Origin of the sequence: Dyella mobilis, assembly GCF_016904945.1 — a bacterium.
Lineage (GTDB): Bacteria > Pseudomonadota > Gammaproteobacteria > Xanthomonadales > Rhodanobacteraceae > Dyella_B > Dyella_B mobilis.
Genome location: NZ_JADIKF010000037.1, coordinates 63,723 through 86,280 on the forward strand (window position 1 = coordinate 63,723; position 22,558 = coordinate 86,280).

Sequence of the window (22,558 nt, forward strand, 5' to 3'; positions counted from 1 at the left end):
GCGATGAGCGACAACGACGTTTCCGAACTCGAGCACATCAAGGCAAACAGCCGCCTGCTGCGCGGCACTTTGGTGGAAGGCCTGGCCAACCCGGTCACCGGCGCCATCAGCGACGACGACAACAAGCTGCTGAAATTCCACGGCAGCTATCAACAGGACGATCGCGACCTGCGCGAGGAACGGCGCAAGCAGAAGCTGGAGCCCGCCTATCAGTTCATGGTGCGTGCGCGCCTTGCCGGCGGCGTGCTGAGCCCCGCGCAATGGCTAGCGTTCGATCACATCGCGCGCACCTGGGCCAATCACACGCTGCGCATCACCACGCGCCAGACATTCCAGTTGCATGGCATCCTCAAGCACGACCTGAAGCGCTCGATCGCGGCGATGAACGACGCGCTGGTCAGCACCATCGCCGCTTGCGGCGACGTCAATCGCAACGTAGTGGCAAGTGCCAACCCGGTCGCGACGCCTGCGCACCGCCTCGCCTATCGCTGGGCGGAACGCCTGTCCGAACACCTCAAGCCGAAGACGCGCGCGTACCACGAAATCTGGCTGGACGAGAAACTCGTGGGCGGCGGCGAAGAAGAAAGCGAACCGCTATACGGCGCCACCTACTTGCCGCGCAAATTCAAGATCGGCGTGGCGGTTCCGCCCACCAACGACATCGACGTTTTTGCGCAGGACCTTGGACTGATCGCGATCATCGAACACGGCGAGTTGCTGGGCTTCAATGTCGCCATCGGCGGCGGCATGGGTGCAACTCACGGCGATGCCAGCACCTACCCTCGCCTTGGCACGGTGATTGGCTTCGTAATACCCGAGCAACTGTTGCGCACTGCCGAAGGCGTTATCGAAGTGCAGCGCGACTACGGCGATCGCAAAGAGCGCAAACATGCCAGGCTGAAGTACACGCTCGATCGCCTGGGCGCGGCTGCGTTCAAGGCGGAGCTCGAGCGGCGCATCGGCTTCGCGCTGCAAGCCTCGCGCCCCTACCGTTTCGATCACAACGGCGACCGCTATGGCTGGACCGAAGGCGACGACGGCCGCTGGCACCTGACTTTACAGATCGAATCGGGCCGTCTTGCCGACCTCCCCGGCCAACCGCATCTCAGCGGCTTGCGCGCCATTGCCCAAGAGCATCAGGGCGATTTCCGCATGACCTGCAATCAAAACCTGGTCATCGCCAACGTCCCAACGGCGCAGCGCGCGCGCATCGACCAACTGGTCGCCGAATACAAGCTGGACGACTACCGCAGGCTCAGCGGCATCCGCCGCCACGTGGTCGCCTGCGTGGCCCTGCCTACCTGCGGACTGGCGATGGCCGAGAGCGAGCGCTACGTGCCGCAATTGCTGCCGAAGCTGGAAGCCCTGCTGGACCGGCACGGCCTGCTGGAAGAACCGATCCTGCTGCGCCTGTCCGGCTGCCCGAATGGCTGCTCGCGCCCGTATCTGGGCGAAATCGCACTGGTCGGCCGCGCGATCGGCCGCTACGACCTGCGGCTTGGCGCCGATTTCGCCGGCCAGCGACTCAACCGCGTGCTGCGCGAAAACATCGACGAAGCGGAAATCCTGCGCGAACTCGACGAGCTCTTCACTCGTTATGCCAAAGAGCGCGACGCGCAGGAACGTTTCGGCGATTTTCTCGTGCGCAGCGGCCTTCTGCCTGCAGCACAGCATGCCATTGAGGTAGAGGTATTCGCATGAGCCTGCCCAGTCCGGAGCTTGCCGCGCGCGATCCGAACACCCTCGCCAAACTCGATGCGTGGCTGTTGGGCCGTACCGCCGAAGAACGGGTGGAGTGGGCGTTGCGCGAGCTTCCCGGCGCGCACGTACTGTCGTCCAGCTTCGGCGCGCAATCGGCGGTGTCATTGCATCTGCTCACGCAGCAGTTGCCTTCCATTCCAGTCATCGTGGTCGATACGGGGTACCTCTTTGCCGAGACCTATCGGTTTATCGATGCCCTGACTGAACGTCTGTCGCTCAATCTGCACGTGGTACGCCCGGCGCTGACGCCCGCGTGGCTGGAAGCACGGCATGGCCAGCTGTGGAACCAGGGACGCGAAGGAATCGACCGCTACAACCGGCTGGCCAAGGTAGAGCCCATGCAGCAGGCATTGGCCACGCTTGAAGCGGGCACCTGGTTTGCCGGCCTGCGTCGTCAACAGTCGCTGAGTCGTGCCGCAACGCCCGTGCTCGACCACCGCCAGGGCCGCTGGAAAATGCACCCCATCATCGATTGGACCGATCGCGACATCGGCCTTTATCTGCGCCGCCACGACCTGCCTTACCACCCGCTGTGGGACAAGGGTTATGTCTCGATCGGAGACACCCACACCACGGCCCGCTGGGAGCCGGGCATGCGCGAAGAGGACACCCGCTTTTTCGGCATCAAGCGCGAATGCGGATTGCACCTGGACGTGTGAACTTCCCGCAACACCCAAACGAGCTTCACAAAAAAGCATCTGATCAGCCCCGACGAGGAAACCTATGAACGCCGTTGCCGCCGAGATCGCCTCGGCCGAACACAATGCACTGGTGGCGCCGCATGGCGGCGTCCTGCGCGAACTCTATCTGCCGCCGGAAGAGGCCGAAGCACTCAAGCGGCGCAGCGCCTCGCTGCCGCAGTGGACGCTCAACCAGCGCCAGCTATGCGACCTCGAACTGCTGCTCAACGGCGGCTTCTCGCCCTTGCAAGGCTTTCTTGGCCGGGCCGACTACGATGGCGTGGTCGCCCACATGCGACTGGCGGATGGCACCTTGTGGCCGATCCCGATCACGCTGGATGTGGATGAAGCCTTCGCGGCAAGTCTTGCCGAAGGCGCCGAGATCAGCCTCAACGATACACAGGGCACGCCGCTGGCTGTGCTGACGGTCGAAGACATCTACTTTCCCGATCACCTCGCCGAAGCGCGGCAAGTGTTCGGCACCACTGATCGCACGCATCCGGGTGTCGCCGAATTGCTGGACCGCACCGGCTCGGTGTACCTGGGTGGCAAACTGAAAGGTATTCAAGCGCCTTCGCACTACGACTTCTCGACGTTGCGCCTGGGGCCGCGCCAGTTGCGCGAGTGGTTTGCAGAACAAGGCTGGCACCGCATCGTGGCGTTCCAGACGCGCAACCCGATGCATCGCGCGCATCGCGAATTGACTTTGCGCGCGGCGGAAAAGGTCGGCGCCAAACTGCTGATCCAGCCTTCCGTCGGGCGCACCAAGCCAGGCGACGTCGATCACTACACGCGCGTGCGCTGCTATCGCGCACTGATCGAGCACTATCCCAAGCAGCACGCCACGCTTTCGCTGCTGCCGCTGGCGATGCGCATGGGCGGTCCGCGCGAAGCGCTGTGGCACGCCATCATCCGCAAGAACCACGGCGCCAGTCACTTCATCGTGGGACGCGACCATGCCGGCCCGGGCAAGGATTCGCAAGGAAAACCGTTCTACGACCCCTACGCCGCACAAGAATTGCTGGCCAGGCATCAGGACGAGCTGGGCATCGGCATAGTGCCCTTCCCCGCCATGGTCTATGCCGCCAATCGCGACACCTACCTGCCGCAGACCGAAGTGGAGCCGCATGACGAAGTACGCGACATTTCCGGCACCGAATTGCGCCGACGCTTGCATCAGGGCGAAGCCATCCCGGAATGGTTCACCTTTCCCGAGGTGGTGAAGATCCTGCGCGAACGTCATCCCGCGCGCGCGCAGCAAGGCTTTGCGCTGTTCTTCACCGGACTGTCCGGGTCGGGCAAATCCACGGTGGCACAGGCCGTTCTGGCCCGATTGCTGGAAACCGGCAGCCGCCCTGTCACCGTGCTGGACGGCGACGAAGTACGTCGGCATCTGTCCAAGGGACTGGGCTTCTCGCGCGAAGACCGCAACGCCAACATCACGCGCATCGGCTACGTAGCCAGCGAAGTCGTCCGCCACGGCGGTATCGCGATCTGCGCACCGATCGCTCCCTATGCCGAAGCGCGTACCGAAGCTCGGCAGCTGGTGCAATCACATGGGCGCTTCGTGGAAATCCACGTTTCCACACCGCTGGAAGTGTGCGAATCGCGCGATCGCAAAGGGCTTTACGCGGCAGCACGAGCGGGCAAGATCAAGGGCTTTACCGGCATCGATGATCCTTACGAAACACCCGCAGCACCGGAATTGCGCCTGGATACGAGCGCAATCAGCGTGGCGGACGCTGCCGAGCACGTCGTGGCGTGGTTGCGCGAACAGGGATTGGTCTGAAGTGGAAGTGCCCTGCACGCCTCAAGCGGCGTGCAGGGCAAGCACGATTTACTTGGCGGCTGCGGGCGCAGACGCCCCCGGCGCACCGCCCTGAGCCTGCGGCGGCTGAGCGGGGCGCACGATGTACCCCACCGGCTGCCAACTGGAACCGTTCTGCGCCATGGAAACCGTTTCCACCGTGGCCGCCTTGGCGAACCGGGTGGAATAGATCACGTTGAGATACTGCCCCGCCGGCATGCCTTGCGGGTTGTCGACCTTGCTTACGCCCACCCAGTTGCGACTCTGCTGCGCACCAGCCTGTTGACGCACGTCGGCGATGTATTTGTTCCAATCGGCCTGGTTCACGTTCTTCTGCATGGTCGGGCTGCTCGCCTTCCACATGGCATCCGCCTGATTGGCGTCAGCCTGGGCGACCCATTTGCCTGCCGCGGCGATGGCTTTTTCCAAACCGGAGGGCGCCTGCTGCGCCATGGCGGCACCCGCGCCGAACAGCGCCGCGGAAACTATGCATCCACGAATCGCGCGCCGGATCGGCGACGAGTGGGAATGGGTGGCGAACATCATGAAGAATCTCCTTGCGAAAGAGCGGTCCATTCACGCCGAATGGCCTGCCATGCTGATGACATCGCGCAGGTTCAATGCGCGAGTCATCGTGTCATGGCGGTGCAAGGTTCGCCTTCAGGGTAGGCCTAAAAGATTGTCCGCTTGCGACTTCAGATAAGGTCGCTGCCGGCTGGCACTTTCAGGCGGCGCGCGAGGTTCGGCGAACTCCGCGTTGCTGCGACTCGCTCCAGAGCGGCGGCGTGGGCCAATTGGCCTCCGCATGGCCAGCCACCACCCGGCGCAGTTCGGCTTCGTCGATCTGCGGCGCGACCAGTCGTGCCAGTTGCGCCACGTAGCTGCGCAACACGTGATCGCGGCGCAGTACCAGCCAGCTGGTGCATACCGGCAGCAGGCCGTCGATATCGAGCGTCACCAGTTCGCGCGCATCCGCCGCACCGATGGCCATCTCAGCCAGCACCCCCACGCCCAGGCCGGCCAGCACGTAGGTCTTGATCAAGTCCGCATCGGCCGACGTGCAGGCAACGCGCGGCGTGAGGTTCGCTGCGGCAAAGGCGCGGCGCAACGACGATTCCGGCTGCAGCGACGATTCGTAGCTGACCAGCGGGTATTCGGCCAGATCCTGGATGCGCAGCGGCCGCCCCAGTTTCGCCAGCGGGTGCCCCTGAGGGACCACGGCGCGGCGATACCAGCGGAACAGCGGCACGGCTATGCCGCCCTCGGGCGGCGTGCCGCTGGTGCTGACGATCACCAGGTCGACCTCCCCGCTCTCGAACAGACCGATGATGCGGCCTTCGCCCTGCGGACGGATGTGCACGCCCAGGTCCGGATATTGCTGCTTCAGGCGGGCAATCGCCTCGGGCAGAACGAATCGCGCCTGGGTATGCGTGGTGGCCAGCGAGAGTTCGCCATGGGCCTCTTCGCGCAGGTTGGCGGCCAGCGCCCGGATGTTGCGCGCCTCGTGCAAGATGCTGCGCGCCCGTTCCAGCACCTGGCTGCCCGCCGGAGTGATGGCGTCGAGACTCTTGCCGCGACGGGTAAACACCTGGAAACCCAGCTCGCCTTCCAGTTGCTTGAGTTGCTTGCTGATGCCCGATTGGGTGGCGTGGACGTTGTCGGCGGCCAAGGTGATGTTCAGGCCGGCGTCGGCGATGGCGACGATGTAGCGAAGTTGCGTAAGGGTCATGAGGTCGGCTCCAGGGTGGGTTGCGTGCAGGTCTGTGCGTTGCGCATCGCGCCGCACATACAGCTCGCACACCACCGTGGATGACGTTTCATTGCGATCTCCGGACCATTCCCAACTCGCGTGTCGATCGACCTTAACACAGCGTTATTTGGACGTCTATACACCTATAAGTCTTTTAGTTGGATCTCTTTCGCTATGTCCTGCAAGCCATATCTACGGTCTTTGCGGCCATTTCCGCTTCCCGGATCGCCGCATTAGCTTGACTGACACTCCTTTCGATGCCGGATCCGATCCATGCAGCTGTATCCCTTGTTTGCCGACCTGAGCGGCCGCCCGGTGCTGGTGGTGGGCGGCGGCGACGTGGCGGCCAGAAAGGCCTCCATGCTGCTGCGCGCCGGGGCCACGGTAACGGTCGGCGCCCCCGTACTGGGGCCCGAACTGCGCGAGTTGGTGCAACAGGGGCGCGTGGCGTACCGGGACGGCGCCTATCAGCCGGGCTGGCAGGACGGCACCTGGCTGGTGGTCGCGGCCACCCGCTCGCGCCCGCTGAACAGCCGCATCGCCGCTGATGGGCATGCCCGGCAGCGCCTGGTGAACGTGGTGGACGATCCGGCGCTTTCGAGTTTCCAGGTGCCGGCCGTCATCGATCGTTCGCCGCTGCTGGTGGCGATATCGAGCAGCGGCGTCGCACCGGTATTGGCACGCCGGCTGCGCGAGCGCATTGAGAGCCTGATCGATCCGGCACTGGGCTCGCTGCTGCAACTGGCGCAGCGTTATCGTGCGCGCATCCGCGCCCGCTACGCCGATCTCGGCACGCGCCGCCGCTTCTACGACTGGCTGCACGACGGCCCGGTAAATGCCTCGCTGCGCGCCTCCCAACCCTTGCACGCCGAGCAGCAACTGGTGGCCGCGCTGGCCCGGCACGACGAAAGCAAGCCGCAGGGATCGGTCGCCCTGGTTGGCGCCGGCCCCGGCGATCCGGGCCTGCTGACGCTGCACGCGCTGCGCGCGCTCAACGAGGCGGACGTGATCCTGCACGACGAGCTGATCAGCCCGCAGGTACTGGACCTGGCGCGCCGCGATGCCGTGCAGATTGCCGTCGGCAAGCGCGGCGGCGGCACGCATACGCCGCAGGAAACCATTCACGCGCTGCTGCTGGAACATGCTCAGGCGGGACGCCGCGTGGTGCGCCTCAAGGGCGGCGATCCGTTCGTGTTCGGCCGCGGCGGCGAAGAGCTGGCGTTCCTGCGCGAGCATGGCATCGCCTGCGAAGTGGTGCCGGGTATCACGGCGGCGCTGGCCTGCGCTGCATACAGCGGAGTGCCGCTGACGCATCGCGATCACGCACAATCCGTGCGGCTGGTTACCGCCCACTGCCAGCAATCGCTGGACACGCTCGATTGGGCCGATCTTGCGCGCGAGCGACAAACTTTGGCCGTCTATATGGGCGTCGCCAAACTGGAAGAAATCACGCGCCAGCTGGTGGCGCACGGACGCAGTGCCAGCACCCCGTTCGCCCTGGTCGAGAATGGCTCGCTACCCACCCAGCGCACGCTGGTGGGAACACTCGGCGAACTGCCCGCCCTGGCGACGAGGCACGCGGTTCGCGCGCCGGCCCTGCTCATTCTGGGTGAGGTAGCCGCGCAAGCCGAATCCTCGCATTGGTATGGGGAATTGCTGGGTGCAGTCGCCGCCAAGGCACCCGCCCTGGCCAACGCAGCCTGACGGTGCCGACCCATTCACCCAGGATTTCAAGGCGCGGCGAGACGGAACGCTCGCCGCAGCTTTTTTTTGCGAAATTTCCGTTAGTTAGCAACGAAAAGGGCTGAACCCGTCCCAACCCCGAAGCACTCGCTCGACAACCGATTCGTGTCAGTCACGTTACAGTTCACATTCCCTGACATGACAGGCCGTCGGACTGCATGACGCCCGCCCCCGCCAACACAAGTTCAAAACGTCGCATCGCCATCCAGGCCGCCCTGGTCGTGGCGATGGTCGCGGCGTTCGTCCTGCTCACCGGCCTGCTGGACGGCAACCAGGGCGTGTCGACTTCGCAACTGCTGTCGCAACCGAAGTTTCCGCTGGCCAACGCCGTGCCCGGCGTATTGCTGGCACTGCTGCTGCTGGTGCTGACCCGGCGCATTCTGTTCTCGTTCGGGCTGGCGTATTTGCTGCAGGCGGTGGTGTATGGCGTGAATGCGCTCAAGGTGGAAAACCTCGGCACACCGCTGCTCCCATCGGATTTCCGCATGGTCGGCCAGCTGAGCAAGGGCGGCCTGCACATCTTGGGAAGCTATCTGCCGCACAGCGCCTGGCCATACCTGGCCATCATTGCCGGCGCTGCCCTGATCGTGACGGCCTGGCGCCTGGAGCCGCCGCTGTTTGCGCGCCGCACCGGCGGCAAGCGCCTCCTTGCCGGCGGCCTGGCGGGCGCGACCCTGGCAACGTTGCTGCTCGGCGTACCGGGCTGGGGCAATCTGTACAACGGCCGCAAGCTTTGGCTGGAACCGTGGTCGGCCGCGGCCACCACCAGCCATTCCGGCCTGATGAGTTCGCTGGTGATGTTTCATCTGCAAGACCGGCGCGTGAAACAGAAGGCCGATCCCCGGGCCGTGGACAGCCTGCTCGCCTCCACCGGCGATGCGGTGCGCGCGCGCATGCAAAAGCCGGCGGCCGACGGCACAGCCCTGCCTGACATCGTGGTGATTCAAAGCGAATCGTTCTTCGATCCCGGCGCCATGCACGGCTATGAGAACGCCCATCTCACGCCCAACCTGACCCGCCTCGAAGCGGAAGGCATGAGCGGCCCGCTGCACGTACCCACCTATGGCGGCGGCACCATCCGCACCGAGTTCGAGGTACTCACCGGCCTGTCGCTGCGCTACTTCGGCAACATGCAGTTTCCGTATCTGCAGTTGAACAACAAAGTCGTTCCCAGCATGGTGCGCGCCTTGCGTTCGCACGGCTACGAAACGGTCGCCATCCACGGCAACGATCCCACGTTCTGGAACCGCAACACCGCGTTCAAGGCGCTTGGCTTCGACCGTTTCGTGTCGCAGTCCAGCTTCCCTGCCAACGCAGCGATGGACGGCAAGTACATGGCCGACAGCGCGATGACCGACGAGATCATGGCGCAACTGAAAGACTCCGGCCCGCCGCAATTCCTGTTTGCGATCAGCCTGGAGGCGCATGGCCCGTACGACGTGACGCCGAAAGATCCGGCCGCGCGCGACGCCATTCCGGTCCCGGCAACGGTAGCTGCCAAGGATAAAGTCGAAGTACAAAACTACATCTATCACATCCAGCACGCCGACCAGGAACTGGGGCGACTGGCCGCCATGCTTGCCAAGCGCAACCGCCCGACCTTGCTGCTGTTCTATGGCGATCACCTTCCGGGCCTGACCGACGCCTTCCGGGCAACCGGCTTCGTCGACGGCCAGGAGATGCTCAGCCAGCCCGGTACGTGGCTGCTGGTCGACCCGCGCAATCCGGGCAATGCGCAACGCGTGGACATGGCGTCGTGGATGTTGCCGGGACTGCTGCTGGAACGCGCCGGCGTTCACGACGAAGCCTATTACGCGCTGACCCAGGTGCTTGCGCCATCACTGGCCAAGCTGACCCGGGCACCGGGTGCGCCGCCGGCTGCCGAGGACGCGCAGCAAAAGCAATTCGACAGCGAGATGGCCAGCGTTGCGGTGCTGCGCATGAAGGGCAAGCTGGATAAGCATTTGCTGGCAAGCATGCTGCCCGCCAATACGGCCGTAGCGCAGCAGGATGACGACGAAAACCAGAGCATGCCGGTCTCTGCCGCCATGGGCATCCATCGCTGAGGCAAAGCCACTGACGGCTACGCGAAAAACTGCGCCTTCGACGGCGCAGTTTTCATTGGCGCGACCCGCCGCTCACGGCGGGTGTCGTGCGAGCCGGAACTGGCGCGATGCCGCCTGCGCCCGCGCGATGCGGTCTTCATCCAGGGGATGATTGGACAGGTAGCGAACCTCGCGTTCGTCAGCCGACTCAGGATGCGCACGTTCCAGCGCATGCATCGCGTCGGCGAAGGCAATCGGATCAATGCCCTGCTGCGCCAGTGCCTTGAACGCGAATTCGTCGGCATCCGCTTCGAAAGCACGCGAGTAATGGTTATTCAATAAAAAGACCGGAATTGCAGCGGTGATCCCGCTCAAGCTGGTCACGTCGCCGAACGCCATGCTGGCCATCACTGCCACGCCGGCACTGCGCATCACTTCGCGCAGTACGTGATGGTTCGCCTGGTGGCCGAGTTCGTGCGCCGACACCGCCAGGAACGCCGGGTCGTCCGGCAGCGCGTTCACCATGGCATCGGTAAACACCACCGTGCCGTCGGGCAGTGCGAAGGCATTGGCGCCGATGGACGGCGCGTCGTAAATGGCAAGACGAACCGGCGGCAAACCGGCGAGGTTGTGCGAAAACCGATCGAACAACGCCTGCAAATGCGCTTGCCGGTCCGGCGCCACGTGGCTCGGCAGCAACACGCGGCCGCGCAGCAGCGACAGCGATTGCTGCCCCATCGCCACTTCCACGCTCTGCGGCACGTGGGCGGCCACCCGATCGGCCAGCCAGGGCATGCCGTATTCGAACCAGCCGAACGCGGCCAACGCCATGATCGCGACACTGGCCAGCGCCACCCAGCTCCGGCGCTCCAGCCAATCGACCAGTGTTTCGATGCGATGCCGTCCCGCGAACCAGTCCGCGGGCATGTCGTCGTGCTCAATGTGCAACTGCGCGCCGTTGGGCAAACGCAGCGTAAAAGGCACACCGACCATGCGCGCACTGGCGTTCACGCGGGCTAGCGGCGCACTGCCGCTCACACCTTCGCCTTGCCAGCTGAGCCGATCCTCTTCGCGCACGACGTGCACCCGCCACACGCGGGTGCTGCGCCCGTCGTGATACTCCGCCGGCACCATCATCGCTACAGGCTGATATCGAAGCCGAACAGGCTGTCGATCTCGGCGCCCACGGCACTCACGCGGGTACGGCGCGTGCGCGCAGAGGACTGCACGAATTCATCCAGATTGCCGGTGCCTTCGAGCCGCAGATTCTCCGCGCGATACTGCACCACCCGGATACGCGCCCACGGCACGGCCAGGCCGAGCGTGCAGATGATCGCCACCGCATTGACGAAGTACATGCGCAGCATGTCCCAATAGCTGAGCGAGGATTCGAGCTGATATGGCCCGATGGCGGTGTGGTTGTACAGCGCATTGGTCATGCGCACTTGAATGTACGTCCACGTCGCCAGATACAGCGGCCCGGCGTAGAGGTAGCCCAACAAGCTGCTGGCCCAGGGATGCTGATGCAACTCCGACGGCGTCCAACCCAAGGTCCTCACCACCTCGAACACGATGATGGCCGCAGGAATGGCACTGAGCACATAGATCGCCGTCACTCGGCGATAGACGCTGCGATACACCTTGGCATCGAAGGTAAAGCGAAAAGCCTTGCCGCCGAAATGGTGGTGCTTGGCCATCCATTCCTGCTGCTTGCCCTTCACCCACGGATAGATGGTGAACTGGAATGTCAAAACGCCGATCGCGATCAGCAACACGGCAAGGATCTGATGTCCGCCCACGATCAGGAATTTCAGCGCCACCAGCGCCAGCACCGCCATCACCGCATAAACCACCAGATACCATTGATAGGCGCCGACGTAGTCGTCGTCGAAATGGAAATGCACACCGCGCCACGCCGAATAGCGGGCGCGGAACATCATGCCTTTCACGATCAGCCAGGGCATCAACAGCCCCATCACGCCGATGCAGCCCAATTGCAATGGCTTGGACACGTGCGAAGTCAGCGCAAAGATCGCCAAGATCGCAGCCGCCAGCAACCTGCCGCGCAGTATCGGCATGGGCTCGGCCAGGTACTCGAAACGAGAACCGCCCAGCGAGGTGTTGGCGTACATGTAGCGCTTCGTGCGCACCGTTGCCCAGGCCGAATAAATGCCCAGGGTAACGATGCTCAGCGCGGCGTTGACGATCCAGATGCGGAAATAATCTCGCGCGTTGCCGTGAAACTCGAAAACGAGCCGATCGTGCTTGCCGGAAAAGACGGTATCGTCGATTTCAGGCAAAAAAATGTGCGCAGCACCGCCTGTTTGGTTTTGCATGTCCCTTTCCCCCTAGTCCTGTTGCCGCTCCCGACGGCAAGGGGAGTGTAGCCACAGGATGGGTGCCGCGCCACGCCGCCAAAAGAAAACCCCGCTTGCGCGGGGTTCTCTCGTAACAGCTTGCGTTTGGAACGCAGGACTTAGAAGTCCATACCGCCCATGCCGCCCATGCCGCCGCCCGGGGCGCCATGGTTGTGCTCTTCCTTCTTCGGCAGCTCGGCCACCATCGCTTCGGTGGTGATCAAGAGGCCGGCCACGGAGGAGGCGTACTGCAGGGCCGAACGGGTGACCTTGGTCGGGTCCAGGATACCGAACTCGATCATGTCGCCGAACTCGCCGGTGGCGGCGTTGTAGCCGTAGTTGCCCTTGCCTTCCTTGACCTGGTTGACGATCACGGACGGCTCGTCGCCGGAGTTGAAGACGATCTCGCGCAGCGGAGCTTCCAACGCACGACGGGTGATGGCGATGCCGTGGTTCTGGTCTTCGTTGTCGCCCTTCAGGCCTTCGATGGCCTTCAGGGTGCGGATCAGCGCAACACCGCCGCCGGGCACCACGCCTTCTTCAACGGCTGCGCGCGTGGCGTGCAGGGCGTCTTCGACGCGGGCCTTCTTTTCCTTCATTTCGACTTCGGTGGCAGCGCCAACCTTGATCACGGCCACGCCGCCGGCCAGCTTGGCCACGCGTTCCTGCAACTTCTCGCGGTCGTAGTCCGAAGAGGTCTCTTCGATCTGCGCCTTGATCTGGCCGATGCGCGACTGGATCTTCGCGGCTTCGCCGGCACCGTCGATGATGGTGGTGTTTTCCTTGGTCACCACGACCTTCTTGGCGCGGCCCAGATCCTGGATGGTGGCCTTCTCGAGCTGCAGGCCGACTTCTTCGGAGATGACCTGGCCGTTGGTGAGGATGGCCATGTCTTCCAGCATCGCCTTGCGGCGGTCGCCGAAGCCCGGCGCCTTCACGGCGGCAACCTTGACGATGCCGCGGATGGTGTTGACCACCAGGGTGGCCAGCGCTTCGCCTTCCACTTCCTCGGCGACGATCAGCAGCGGCTTGCCGGCCTTGGCCACGCCCTCGAGGATCGGCAGCATTTCGCGGACGTTGGAGATCTTCTTGTCGTACAGCAGGATGAAGGGATCATCCAGCTCGACCTGCTGGCTCTGCTGGTTGTTGATGAAGTACGGCGACAGGTAGCCGCGGTCGAACTGCATGCCTTCGACGACGTCGAGTTCGTTTTCCAGGCCCGAACCTTCCTCAACCGTGATCACGCCTTCCTTGCCGACCTTCTTCATCGCGGTGGCGATGATGTCGCCGACGGCGACGTCGGAGTTGGCGGAGATGGTGCCGACCTGGGCGATCGCCTTGTCGTCAGCGGTGGGCTTGGAGAGCTTCTTCAGCTCTTCGACGGCCGACACGACGGCCTTGTCGATGCCGCGCTTGAGGTCCATCGGGTTCATGCCGGCGGCCACGGCCTTGAGGCCTTCGCGCACGAATGCCTGGGCCAGCACGGTAGCGGTGGTGGTGCCGTCACCGGCGTTGTCGGAGGTCTTGGAAGCGGCTTCCTTGACGATCTGGGCGCCCATGTTCTCGTAGGCGTCAGCCAGCTCGATTTCCTTGGCGACGGACACGCCGTCCTTGGTGACGGTCGGGGCGCCGAAGCTCTTCTGGAGCACGACGTTGCGGCCCTTCGGGCCCAGGGTGACTTTGACGGCGTTGGCGAGAGTGTTCACACCCTTGAGGATGCGAGCGCGGGCGTCTTCGCCGAAACGGACTTCTTTAGCGGCCATATACGTAGTTCCTTCGAATTCAGTAGGTAGTGGGAAGAGATGCGGGAGAGGCCGATCAGCCTTCGATCACCGCAACGATGTCGTCTTCTTTCAGGAAGACCAGCTCTTCGCCGTCGATCTTGATTTCCTGGCCGGCGTACTTGCCGAACAGCACAACGTCGCCTTCCTTCAGGGACATCGGGCGGACCTTGCCGTCTTCCTGGATGCGGCCGGTACCGGCAGCGACGACCTTGCCGCGGGTCGGCTTTTCGGTGGCGCTATCGGGGATGACGATGCCGCCGGCGGAGACGCGCTCCTCTTCCAGGCGCTTGACGATGACGCGATCGTGCAGCGGACGCAGTTTGCTCATGGGAAAAACTCCAGCAGTGGCTTGAGGTTAGAAAAATTGGCGACCCCGTGGCCGGCCTCAGGTAGGCGACTGTTAGCACTCGGGAGACACGAGTGCCAATTCTAGCCCCCAAAAAAACCCCTGGTACAGGGGCCGGTGGACGGGTTCTGAGAAGCTCAATAAGGGTGGGCGAAAGGCTTTCAAGGGTTCAGGCCGAAATTTTCTTGGTGGCCTTCCCTATCGACACCGGGGCCCGAAGCGTCAACGATTACGCATCGCACGACAACCAGGACTGAAGGCAGTGAGTGGTAGCAGTGAGCGCGCGCTTCGCGAAGAAATAGTCGCCTACGGGCTGAAGCTGACCCCGTCCGGGCTGAGTCAGGGCACCTCCGGCAATCTCAGCATCCGCTGCGGGGCCGGGTTCCTGGTCACGCCCAGCGGCATACCGTACGGTGAGATCACGCCCGAGGATGTCGTCTTCGTGGACATGGATGGCCGCTACGATCACCCGCGGCGCCCATCCAGCGAGTGGCGCTTCCACCGCGATATCTACGCCGCCCGGCCGGACGTGCACGCCGTGGTCCACGCCCATCCGCCCTACAGCACCGCCCTGGCGATCTGTCGCAGGGACATTCCGGCCATCCACTACATGATTGCGGTCAGCGGCGGCGACTCGATCCGTTGCTCGGACTATTACACCTATGGCACCCAAGAACTCTCCGACGCCGTGGTGCGGGCGCTCGACGGCCGCATGGCCTGCCTGATGGCCAACCACGGCATGATTGCCACCGGCGCCAATGCGGAGCAGGCGATGTGGCGCGCCGTGGAAGTGGAAACGCTGGCCAGGCAATACACGCTGGCGCTGCAGATCGGCACACCGGTACTGCTGACCGATGCCGAGGTAACGCAAGCACTGGAGAAGTTCGGCAACTACGGGCTGATGTCGAAGCAGACCGCAACGCCCACCCATTGAGCACGCGCCATGTCCGATCCCGATCGCGTCCTGCTTTGCTATTGCACCTGCCCCAACCCGGCCAGTGCACAACACCTGGCCGAAACACTGGTGCGCGAATCGCTGGCCGCCTGCGTGAACCGCATTGCGGGCATCCAATCCACCTATCGCTGGAAAGGCGAAGTCACCAGCGACAGCGAGGAACTCCTGCTGATCAAGACCACGGCCGGACAGTTCGAAGCATTGAAAGAACGCCTGCTTGCCGTGCACCCGTATGAGCTGCCTGAACTGATAGCCGTACCGGTGGAGCGCGGCCACGCCGCCTACCTGGAATGGGTACGCGCGGCCGGCGGCGATTGATCGAAGGTCGTCAGCTCCGCATCGGGCGCAGCGACGAAGATCACCAGCATGGTGGCCGGCTCCGTTTGGCTCGCATTGCCGCTGAGGAGGTGGTGCGTGCCGGCCGGCTCGAACCAGCTGTCGCCAGGCCCGTAGACGTGCAACGCTCCGCCGGCAAGCCGACTGCGGATGTGGCCTTTGAGCACGTACGCGTAGACGTCGCCGGCATGCCGGTGTGCAGGGCTGGATTGCCCCGGTGCATAAGTCACGGTGACTGCACTTAGCTGACGTCCGGGAGCCTGGGTCAACGGTGCGGCCAACAACGCGCGTTCTTCGGCGGCGTACGCGTTGGCGATCAACGTAAAGACCAGGGCGGCGAAAACAGCTGCAACGTGGCATGGACGACGCATGAGGTGTTCTCCTTGAAAGGCGGCGCGGGTTCAGCCGGTCGCCAAAGCTTTCAACTCTTGGCCAAGCTGCGGATCGACACCTTCGATGCGGCGCACGACGCGCCCCTTTGCATCCACCACCAGCAAGGTAGGCACGTGCATCACTCGGAAGCGACGAAACAACGTGCCCGAGTCATCCAGCGCCAGCGGCATCGTCAGGTGATGCTCACGCTGGTAGGCGAGCAGATCGTCCTTGCCGGCCCACAGCGGCGATGCGATGCCAATCCAGCGTGCATGACCCTGGCGCGACAGCACAGTGACCTGTTCGCGCACCGCCCGGCAACTTGCGGCCAGCGCCGGCCGGCTGCCGGCCAGATAGGTTTCGCACCAGGGCGACATGAAAACCAGCACGGTGGGCTGGCCGTGAGCGTGTTCGGCATCGACGTGAAAGACATCGCCGGAGAGTGTCGGCACGGCGAGCGTGGGCAACTGATCGTTGACCTGGTAGTGCGCCTCGTCACCCGACACACTCGCCACCGCATTGCCCGATGCCGGCGCTGTGCGCGCCGCCAGCAAGGCCGCATCGAGTTTCGCATTGGCCTCGTGACCGATAAAAAGAATGCGGCCATCGCGCCCGATCACCACGTGCTGAGGCGTCACGCGCAGATGAAAGGCATCGCCAATCGAACCGTCGTCGAACACGATCGGCATCTTCAAGCCCATCTCGCTGCGATACTTGCGCACGTCCTGCACGGTATCGTCGAAGCCGACGTCGATGGCGATCACGGCCAGGTCGGAACCGGCCTGCTCATAGACCTTTTTCAGATGCGGCATCTGCTCCCGGCAGGGCACGCACCAGGTGGCCCAGAACTCCAGATAAACCGCTTTCTTGCCATAAAAGCCGGCCAGATCGACGGTTTGTCCGTCGATGGTTTTCAGCACCAGATGCGGCGCTGGCGTGCCGACCAAGCCACGTGCCGCGACCTGCGCGTGCTGGTCGCCGGTTTCGGCACGCGCGGAAGAAATAAAAAATCCAAACAGCAGTATCGACAAAAAGCTTGCGACGCGCACGATCATCTCCTGAGGCTGGGATGGGTGCATCCTCGCGCGCCAGTGGCACCTACATAAGAGCCACCTTGCGACAATTGAAGGGGTCCACTTTTGCTCAGCGATCCACCAGGCGCGCAATCCTTCGAATGCCCTCCTCGATGTCCGGCGCCTCGATCCGGCCCAGGCCAAACGCCAGGCCGTTGATCGCCAGGCCATCACTTGCATAGGCATTCAAGGTATCCACATTGATCCCGCCCTCCGCTGCGCGGGTCGCAAGCGCGAGGGCATTTGTGGAAGCTGGCACGCTTGCCGACAGGTGCAGTCCGGCGTCCGACGGCCAGGGCCGCAGCAAGCCGCGTGCATGGCGCTCGATCGCGTCGAGCAAGGCGTCGCGGCGTTCGCCGTAGATCTTGCGCACGTGCCGCACGTGGCGGACCAGGTGGCCCTCGGCGATAAAAGCCGCCAACGTATCCTGAGCCAGTACGTCGCCATGGCAATCGCTCTGGTGCTTGGCATTGGCCAGTGCGCTACGCAGCCACGACGGCGCCACCGCGTAGCCGATGCGCAAGGTCGGAAACAGGCATTTGGAAAACGTGCCGACGTAACAGACGGTCTCGTTGCGATCGAGCGTCTGCAGCGCATCCAGTGGCCGGCCGCTGTATCGAAACTCGCTGTCGTAGTCGTCCTCGATGATCACCGCACCGTGCGTTCGCGCAAACTCCAGCAACGCAATGCGTCGTTGCGGCGACATCACTACCCCGAGCGGAAATTGATGCGAGGGCGTGACGTAAATGACGTTCGCATCCGGCGGCAGTTTTTCCACCACCAGGCCTTCTTCGTCCACCGGCACGCCGACGATGCGCGCACCGGCGGCGAGAAACGCCGAGTACAGCGGCGGATAGCCGGGATCTTCCACTGCCAGCACGCTGCGCCCGGGGGTGACCAGCACGCGCGCCAGCAAATCGAAAGCCTGCTGCGCGCCGCTGGTGACAATCACATCCTCCGACGAACAGGCCACGGCGCGGGCAAACGAAATGTGCCTGGCGATCGCCTCGCGTAACGCGGGCCGCCCCTGGGCAAGATCGTAGAGCGGCGCAGCCCTGGACGCTTGGCGCAGCACGCGCGCGGACAACCGTCGCCAGATGTCGTAGGGAAACTGTCGGCTCTCGGGAATGCCGAGCCGGAAATCGTGGGTAAACGACCCCAGGGGCGCCGGCGATGGAAGCGTGGTGAATTGCCGCCAATAGGGCGCCAGGCGCCCGTCGTCTCGCGCATCGCTGGTCTTGGCAGGTACCGCGCCGCGTCGCATCGCAAGATCGGCCACGAAGTTACCGGCACCGTGGCGCGCGGCGATATAGCCCTCGCCCAGCAACAGGTCGTAAGCGGCGACCACGGTGTTGCGCGACAAACCCAGGGCCTCGGCCAGGGCGCGCGTCGCCGGCAGGCGCAAGCCGGCCTTCAGGCGTCCATCGAGGATCGCCGCGCGCAACTGACCATGCAGCGCTGCCAGGCGCTGCCGCGAACCTCGCTGCGGGATATCCAGCGGAAACTCGAAGGGATGGTCCATGGCCGGCTATTGGCGCTCGAAACTGGACTGGTAGATTTGCCCTGATGTGGTCCTTTTGCAAGACCAAGCCGCCCTCTAGTCTGTATCCATCCCGAGACCCGAGGCGACCCCAATGATCGACCTGTATTTTGCCGCCACCCCCAACGGCCTGAAGGCCCGGCTGTTCCTGGAGGAGGCGCAACTGCCCTATCGCCCGATCACGGTGAGCCTGAGCAAAGGGGAGCAGTTCAAGCCCGAGTTTCTGGCTATTTCGCCGAACAACAAGATCCCGGCCATCGTCGACCACGCGCCGGCCGATGGCGGCGCGCCGATAACGATGTTCGAGTCCGGCGCGATCATGCTTTATCTGGCCGAGAAAAGCGGCCGCCTAATCCCGACCGACCTGCGCGGCCGCACCGAAGTGCTGCAATGGCTGTTCTGGCAGATGTCGGGACTGGGTCCGATGGCCGGGCAGATCGGCCATTTCAATGTGTACGCCCCGGAAAAGGTGCCGTACGCGATCGACCGCTACACGCGCGAAACGAGCCGGCTCTATGGCGTGCTCAACCAGCGCCTGGCCGATCGCCGGTTCATTGCCGGGGAATTCTCCATCGCCGATATCGCCTGCTATCCGTGGATCGTGCCGCACCGGGCGCACGGGCAAAACCTGGACGCGTTCCCGCATCTGCAACGCTGGTTCGAAGCCATGGCGGCGCGCCCGGCTACCCTACGCACCTATGAAGGCGTGGAGAACGTCTACGCGCCGAAACATTCGTCCCTCTCGGAAGAAGAACGCCGCGTGCTGTTCGGCCAGGGCGCGCGCTGAGGCACGCATTGCTGACAGGTTCTGACACGGCCCGGATCTATCTTCGTTCATCCCCACTTTTGAGCACATCGACGTGAAAAAGTCCGACCTCGCCGTCTTGCTGTTGCTGGGAGCCCTGTGGGGCGCCTCGTTCCTGTTCATGCGCATGGGCGCGGGCCAGTTCGGCAGCATGGCATTGGCCGGCATGCGCGCGATCGGCGCGGCGATCTGCTCGCTGCCGTTGCTGGCCTCGCGCAAACGCATCGCCGAATTGCGGGCGAACTGGTGGCCGGTCACTTTGATCGGACTGAGCAATTCCGCCCTGCCGTTTGTGCTGTTCTCGTACGCCGCGCAGAGCCTGCCTTCCGGCCTTTCGGCGATCTTCGACGCCATCGCTCCGTTGCTGGTGGCCGCATCCGGCTGGCTGTGGCTGGGCGAGAAGCTCGACGCTTCGCGCGCCAGCGGCCTGGTGATCGGATTGACCGGCGTGGTGTGGCTGATCGGCGGCAGCATGGGCTTCGGACACGGCGGCTCATCGACCGGCTGGGCGATGGCGGCCTGCGTCGGCGCGAATGTCTGCTACACCTTCGGCGCGCATTACAGCCAACGCCGCATGCGCACCGTGACGCCGCTGACCGTGGCAATCGGCAGCCAGTTCGCCGCCGCGGCAATGCTGCTGCCTTTCACCATCTGGATGTGGCCCGCGAAGATGCCGGGCATGCCATCGTGGGTGGCGATGTTCGGGCTGGCTGCGGGCTGCACGTCGCTGGCCTATGTATTGTTCTACCGCCTGCTTGCGCGCGTCGGTTCGGCAACGGCCATGGCGGTGCTGTATCTGATTCCGGTCTTCGGCGTGATCTGGGGCGCGGCGTTCCTGCGCGAGTCGGTCACGCTGGCGATGGCCGGCGGCTGCGCGGTGATTCTGCTCGGCGTGGCGCTGACCACCGGCATGCTGCGTCCGCGTGGTGTAACCCGGAACTGGGGTTCCATCGAAGAAGTCCCATGAGGGCCCCGTCACCGACTGGGCCATAATCCTGTCATTCGCGCCAACACGCGACCCCAATGCTGGAGCTGGAATGCGTTCGCTTCGTTTCGGCGGCATCGCCGCCCACGTACTGATCCTGATCACCCTGCTGCTTGGCACGTCGGCGGCCTGGGCGCAGGACGATACCGACAACCTGCTGCCGGTGACGGAAGCCTACAAACTCAGCGCGGACAGCAGCACGCCCGGCATCGTGAAGCTGCACTGGACCATCGCCCAGGACTACTACCTCTATCGCGGCCGCATGGACTTCAAGGGCGGCGACGGCGTAACGCTCGGCACCGCACAACTGCCCGACGGCGAAAAGCACAACGATCCGTATCTGGGCCCGGTGGAGACCTATCACCACGGCGTAGACGCCACCATTCCGTACACGCTGGCGCCCGGCACCACCAAGCTCACGCTCAGCGTTCGCTACCAGGGCTGCCACGAAACCGAGCCGAAGATCTGCTACCCGCCGCATACCGAACAGCTCGACCTGCCCATTCCCGCAGCGGCCGGCCCGACCAACAAACTGAACTCGCTATTCAATTCGCGCCCGTCCGCGTTGGCCGGCAGCAACGACGCGCCTTTGCCGGCCGAGCAGGCTTTCCAGTTCAGCGCCATCGCCCAGGACGCTCAGCATTTGCTGCTGCGCTGGTCGATGCCCAAGGGTTATTACCTGTATCGCGACCAGACCACTCTGTCGCTGAAAGATGCACCGCAGCTGTCGCTCACGCCGGCCTGGCCGGCGGGGGTCGCGCACAAAGATGCGCACTTTGGCGACACCACCGTGTATTTCGACGAAGTGGATGTACCGGTGACGGTGAAGGGCGATGCATCGGCCCTCAAATCGCTGACGCTGCTGGCCAGCTTCCAGGGTTGCCAGGACGGCGGCCTGTGTTATCCGCTGATGACCCGCGCGGTGACCGTTGATCTTGCGGCCACCGGAAGCACGGCAACCGGCCAGACCGTGCAAGGCCCGGCTCCGGAAATGCCGCCTGCCGGCGCCCAGGCCGACTCGCTGAAAATCGGTTTCCTGTACGCGCTGCTGCTCGCCTTCGGCGGCGGCCTGGTGCTCAACCTGATGCCGTGCGTGCTGCCGGTGCTGTCGATCAAGGCGATTGGCCTGCTGGAAAGCGGCGAAAATCCCCGGCGGCTGCGCACCCATGCACTGATGTATACCGCCGGCGTCTTGCTCAGCTTCATCGCACTGGGCCTGATCGTGATTGCACTGAAAACCGCCTGGGGCGCGCATCTGCAAAATCCGCTGGTGGTGGCCGTGCTCTCGCTGGTGATGCTGGCGGTCGCGCTGTCGCTGTCGGGCGTGGTGCAATTCGGTGCTTCGCTGGGCAATACCGGCAACTCGCTTGCCAGCCGCTCCGGGCCGGCGGGCGACTTCTTTACCGGCGTACTGGCCGTGGTGGTGGCCAGCCCGTGTACCGCCCCTTTCATGGGCACCGCGCTGGCGTACGCCTTCGTTGCGCCGACCTTGAGCGCCATGCTGATTTTCGTAGCGCTGGGCCTTGGGCTGGCGTTGCCCTTCCTGGCGATGGGATTCGTGCCGGCGCTGTCGCGGTTGTTGCCGCGTCCCGGCCGCTGGATGGAAACGCTGAAGGAAGTGCTCGCCTTCCCGATGTATCTCACTGCCGCATGGCTGGCCTGGGTGCTGGCCCACCAGCGCGGCGCCGACGCCGTGGGACTGCTGCTGGTCGCCGCCGTGCTGCTGGCGATGACACTGTGGTGGCTGGAGCGCAGCCGCGGGCGTGGTGCCTTGAGCAACGTCCTGGTCGCACTGCTCGCCCTGATCACGCTGGCCCCGCTGTATTACCTCGCGACATTGCCGGCAGCGGCACAAGCTGCCGACAACACCGGCAATACCGTGGCCTACTCGCCGCAAAAGCTGGCCGAGCTGCGCAAAGCCGGTACGCCAGTGTTTGTCGACATGACCGCCGACTGGTGCGTGACCTGCAAGGCCAACGAACACGCCGTACTCAGCGGCGACGCCTTCCAGGCCCTGCTCAAGCGCACCGGCACCGTCTATATGAAAGGCGACTGGACCGACGTAAATCCCACCATCTCCGCTTTCCTGCAGGAGTACCACTCGCCGGGAGTCCCCCTGTACGTGGTGTTCCCCAGGAACGGAGGGCCTGGGCGCCAGTTGCCGACGGTGCTGACCTCATCGCTGGTGGAACAGGCGCTCACCGAGGCGTCCAAGTGAT

Annotated in this window: 19 protein-coding genes; 10 read left to right on the forward strand and 9 right to left on the reverse strand. The window is 64.2% G+C overall.

Annotated elements, in window-relative coordinates; genetic code table 11:
* Nucleotides 1–3: 3 nt before the first annotated feature.
* The 3 genes from cysI (at nucleotide 4) to ISS99_RS06250 (ending at nucleotide 4,230) form a co-directional block, all read left to right on the forward strand.
* The gene (gene cysI / locus ISS99_RS06240) at nucleotides 4–1,701 is read left to right on the forward strand and encodes an assimilatory sulfite reductase (NADPH) hemoprotein subunit (RefSeq protein ID WP_204630745.1); all 1,698 of its coding nucleotides are present in this window, start codon (nucleotides 4–6) and stop codon (nucleotides 1,699–1,701) included.
* Nucleotides 1,698–2,420, forward strand: coding sequence for a phosphoadenylyl-sulfate reductase (locus ISS99_RS06245; protein WP_204630746.1), 723 nt, complete (start codon nucleotides 1,698–1,700; stop codon nucleotides 2,418–2,420). Before cysI ends, ISS99_RS06245 begins: the two co-directional genes overlap by 4 nt.
* Nucleotides 2,421–2,484: 64 nt before the next feature.
* On the forward strand, nucleotides 2,485–4,230 hold the full coding sequence (locus ISS99_RS06250; protein WP_204630747.1) for a bifunctional sulfate adenylyltransferase/adenylylsulfate kinase: 1,746 nt from the start codon (nucleotides 2,485–2,487) through the stop codon (nucleotides 4,228–4,230).
* A gap of 48 nt (nucleotides 4,231–4,278) precedes the next feature.
* Here the strand turns inward: ISS99_RS06250 and ISS99_RS06255 are convergent, their stop codons facing one another.
* Both ISS99_RS06255 and ISS99_RS06260 read right to left on the reverse strand, forming a co-directional pair.
* Complete coding sequence (locus ISS99_RS06255) at nucleotides 4,279–4,794, reverse strand: DUF4019 domain-containing protein (protein WP_204630748.1); 516 nt, start codon at nucleotides 4,792–4,794, stop codon at nucleotides 4,279–4,281.
* A 178-nt stretch (nucleotides 4,795–4,972) separates the two neighbouring features.
* On the reverse strand, nucleotides 4,973–5,977 hold the full coding sequence (locus ISS99_RS06260; protein ID WP_204630749.1) for a LysR substrate-binding domain-containing protein: 1,005 nt from the start codon (nucleotides 5,975–5,977) through the stop codon (nucleotides 4,973–4,975).
* 285 nt (nucleotides 5,978–6,262) lie between these two features.
* Between ISS99_RS06260 and cysG the strand changes: the two genes are divergently transcribed.
* Both cysG and ISS99_RS06270 read left to right on the forward strand, forming a co-directional pair.
* The gene (gene cysG / locus ISS99_RS06265) at nucleotides 6,263–7,702 is read left to right on the forward strand and encodes a siroheme synthase CysG (protein WP_284343782.1); all 1,440 of its coding nucleotides are present in this window, start codon (nucleotides 6,263–6,265) and stop codon (nucleotides 7,700–7,702) included.
* Nucleotides 7,703–7,899: 197 nt separating this feature from the next.
* Entirely contained in the window at nucleotides 7,900–9,807 is a 1,908-nt protein-coding gene (locus ISS99_RS06270) for an LTA synthase family protein (RefSeq protein ID WP_204630751.1), read from the forward strand.
* 72 nt (nucleotides 9,808–9,879) lie between these two features.
* Here the strand turns inward: ISS99_RS06270 and ISS99_RS06275 are convergent, their stop codons facing one another.
* The 4 genes from ISS99_RS06275 to groES all read right to left on the reverse strand — a co-directional run bounded on the left by ISS99_RS06275 (nucleotide 9,880) and on the right by groES (nucleotide 14,255).
* The gene (locus ISS99_RS06275; RefSeq protein WP_204630752.1) at nucleotides 9,880–10,923 is read right to left on the reverse strand and encodes a M48 family metallopeptidase; all 1,044 of its coding nucleotides are present in this window, start codon (nucleotides 10,921–10,923) and stop codon (nucleotides 9,880–9,882) included.
* A gap of 2 nt (nucleotides 10,924–10,925) precedes the next feature.
* A complete protein-coding gene (locus ISS99_RS06280) occupies nucleotides 10,926–12,122 on the reverse strand; it encodes a YjgN family protein (RefSeq protein ID WP_204630753.1) in 1,197 nt (398 codons plus the stop codon).
* Between the two features lie 140 nt (nucleotides 12,123–12,262).
* Nucleotides 12,263–13,906: a chaperonin GroEL gene (gene groL, locus ISS99_RS06285; RefSeq protein WP_204630754.1), complete on the reverse strand. Its 1,644-nt coding sequence runs from the start codon at nucleotides 13,904–13,906 to the stop codon at nucleotides 12,263–12,265.
* A gap of 55 nt (nucleotides 13,907–13,961) precedes the next feature.
* On the reverse strand, nucleotides 13,962–14,255 hold the full coding sequence (groES, locus tag ISS99_RS06290; RefSeq protein ID WP_204630755.1) for a co-chaperone GroES: 294 nt from the start codon (nucleotides 14,253–14,255) through the stop codon (nucleotides 13,962–13,964).
* A gap of 280 nt (nucleotides 14,256–14,535) precedes the next feature.
* Here groES and ISS99_RS06295 point away from each other — a divergent pair, with 280 nt between their 5' ends.
* Both ISS99_RS06295 and cutA read left to right on the forward strand, forming a co-directional pair.
* A complete protein-coding gene (locus ISS99_RS06295; protein ID WP_204630756.1) occupies nucleotides 14,536–15,207 on the forward strand; it encodes a class II aldolase/adducin family protein in 672 nt (223 codons plus the stop codon).
* A gap of 9 nt (nucleotides 15,208–15,216) precedes the next feature.
* On the forward strand, nucleotides 15,217–15,546 hold the full coding sequence (gene cutA / locus ISS99_RS06300) for a divalent-cation tolerance protein CutA (RefSeq protein WP_204630757.1): 330 nt from the start codon (nucleotides 15,217–15,219) through the stop codon (nucleotides 15,544–15,546).
* On the opposite strand, the gene ISS99_RS06305 is transcribed toward cutA, so the two are convergent.
* From ISS99_RS06305 to pdxR, 3 genes are all read right to left on the reverse strand, one after another.
* Nucleotides 15,510–15,935, reverse strand: coding sequence for a cupin domain-containing protein (locus tag ISS99_RS06305; protein ID WP_204630758.1), 426 nt, complete (start codon nucleotides 15,933–15,935; stop codon nucleotides 15,510–15,512). The genes cutA and ISS99_RS06305 overlap by 37 nt on opposite strands.
* A 30-nt stretch (nucleotides 15,936–15,965) precedes the next feature.
* Nucleotides 15,966–16,985, reverse strand: a complete 1,020-nt coding sequence (locus tag ISS99_RS06310; protein WP_284343777.1) for a TlpA family protein disulfide reductase — start codon at nucleotides 16,983–16,985, stop codon at nucleotides 15,966–15,968.
* Between the two features lie 94 nt (nucleotides 16,986–17,079).
* Nucleotides 17,080–18,531, reverse strand: a complete 1,452-nt coding sequence (pdxR, locus tag ISS99_RS06315; protein ID WP_204630760.1) for a MocR-like pyridoxine biosynthesis transcription factor PdxR — start codon at nucleotides 18,529–18,531, stop codon at nucleotides 17,080–17,082.
* 112 nt (nucleotides 18,532–18,643) lie between these two features.
* Here pdxR and ISS99_RS06320 point away from each other — a divergent pair, with 112 nt between their 5' ends.
* The 3 genes from ISS99_RS06320 to ISS99_RS06330 all read left to right on the forward strand — a co-directional run bounded on the left by ISS99_RS06320 (nucleotide 18,644) and on the right by ISS99_RS06330 (nucleotide 22,557).
* Nucleotides 18,644–19,336 carry a glutathione binding-like protein gene (locus tag ISS99_RS06320; RefSeq protein ID WP_204630761.1) on the forward strand — a complete coding sequence of 231 codons (693 nt, stop codon included), beginning with the start codon at nucleotides 18,644–18,646 and terminating at the stop codon, nucleotides 19,334–19,336.
* Nucleotides 19,337–19,409: 73 nt separating this feature from the next.
* On the forward strand, nucleotides 19,410–20,321 hold the full coding sequence (locus ISS99_RS06325; RefSeq protein WP_204630762.1) for a DMT family transporter: 912 nt from the start codon (nucleotides 19,410–19,412) through the stop codon (nucleotides 20,319–20,321).
* A 70-nt stretch (nucleotides 20,322–20,391) separates the two neighbouring features.
* The gene (locus ISS99_RS06330) at nucleotides 20,392–22,557 is read left to right on the forward strand and encodes a protein-disulfide reductase DsbD family protein (RefSeq protein WP_204630763.1); all 2,166 of its coding nucleotides are present in this window, start codon (nucleotides 20,392–20,394) and stop codon (nucleotides 22,555–22,557) included.
* Nucleotide 22,558 lies beyond the last annotated feature (1 nt).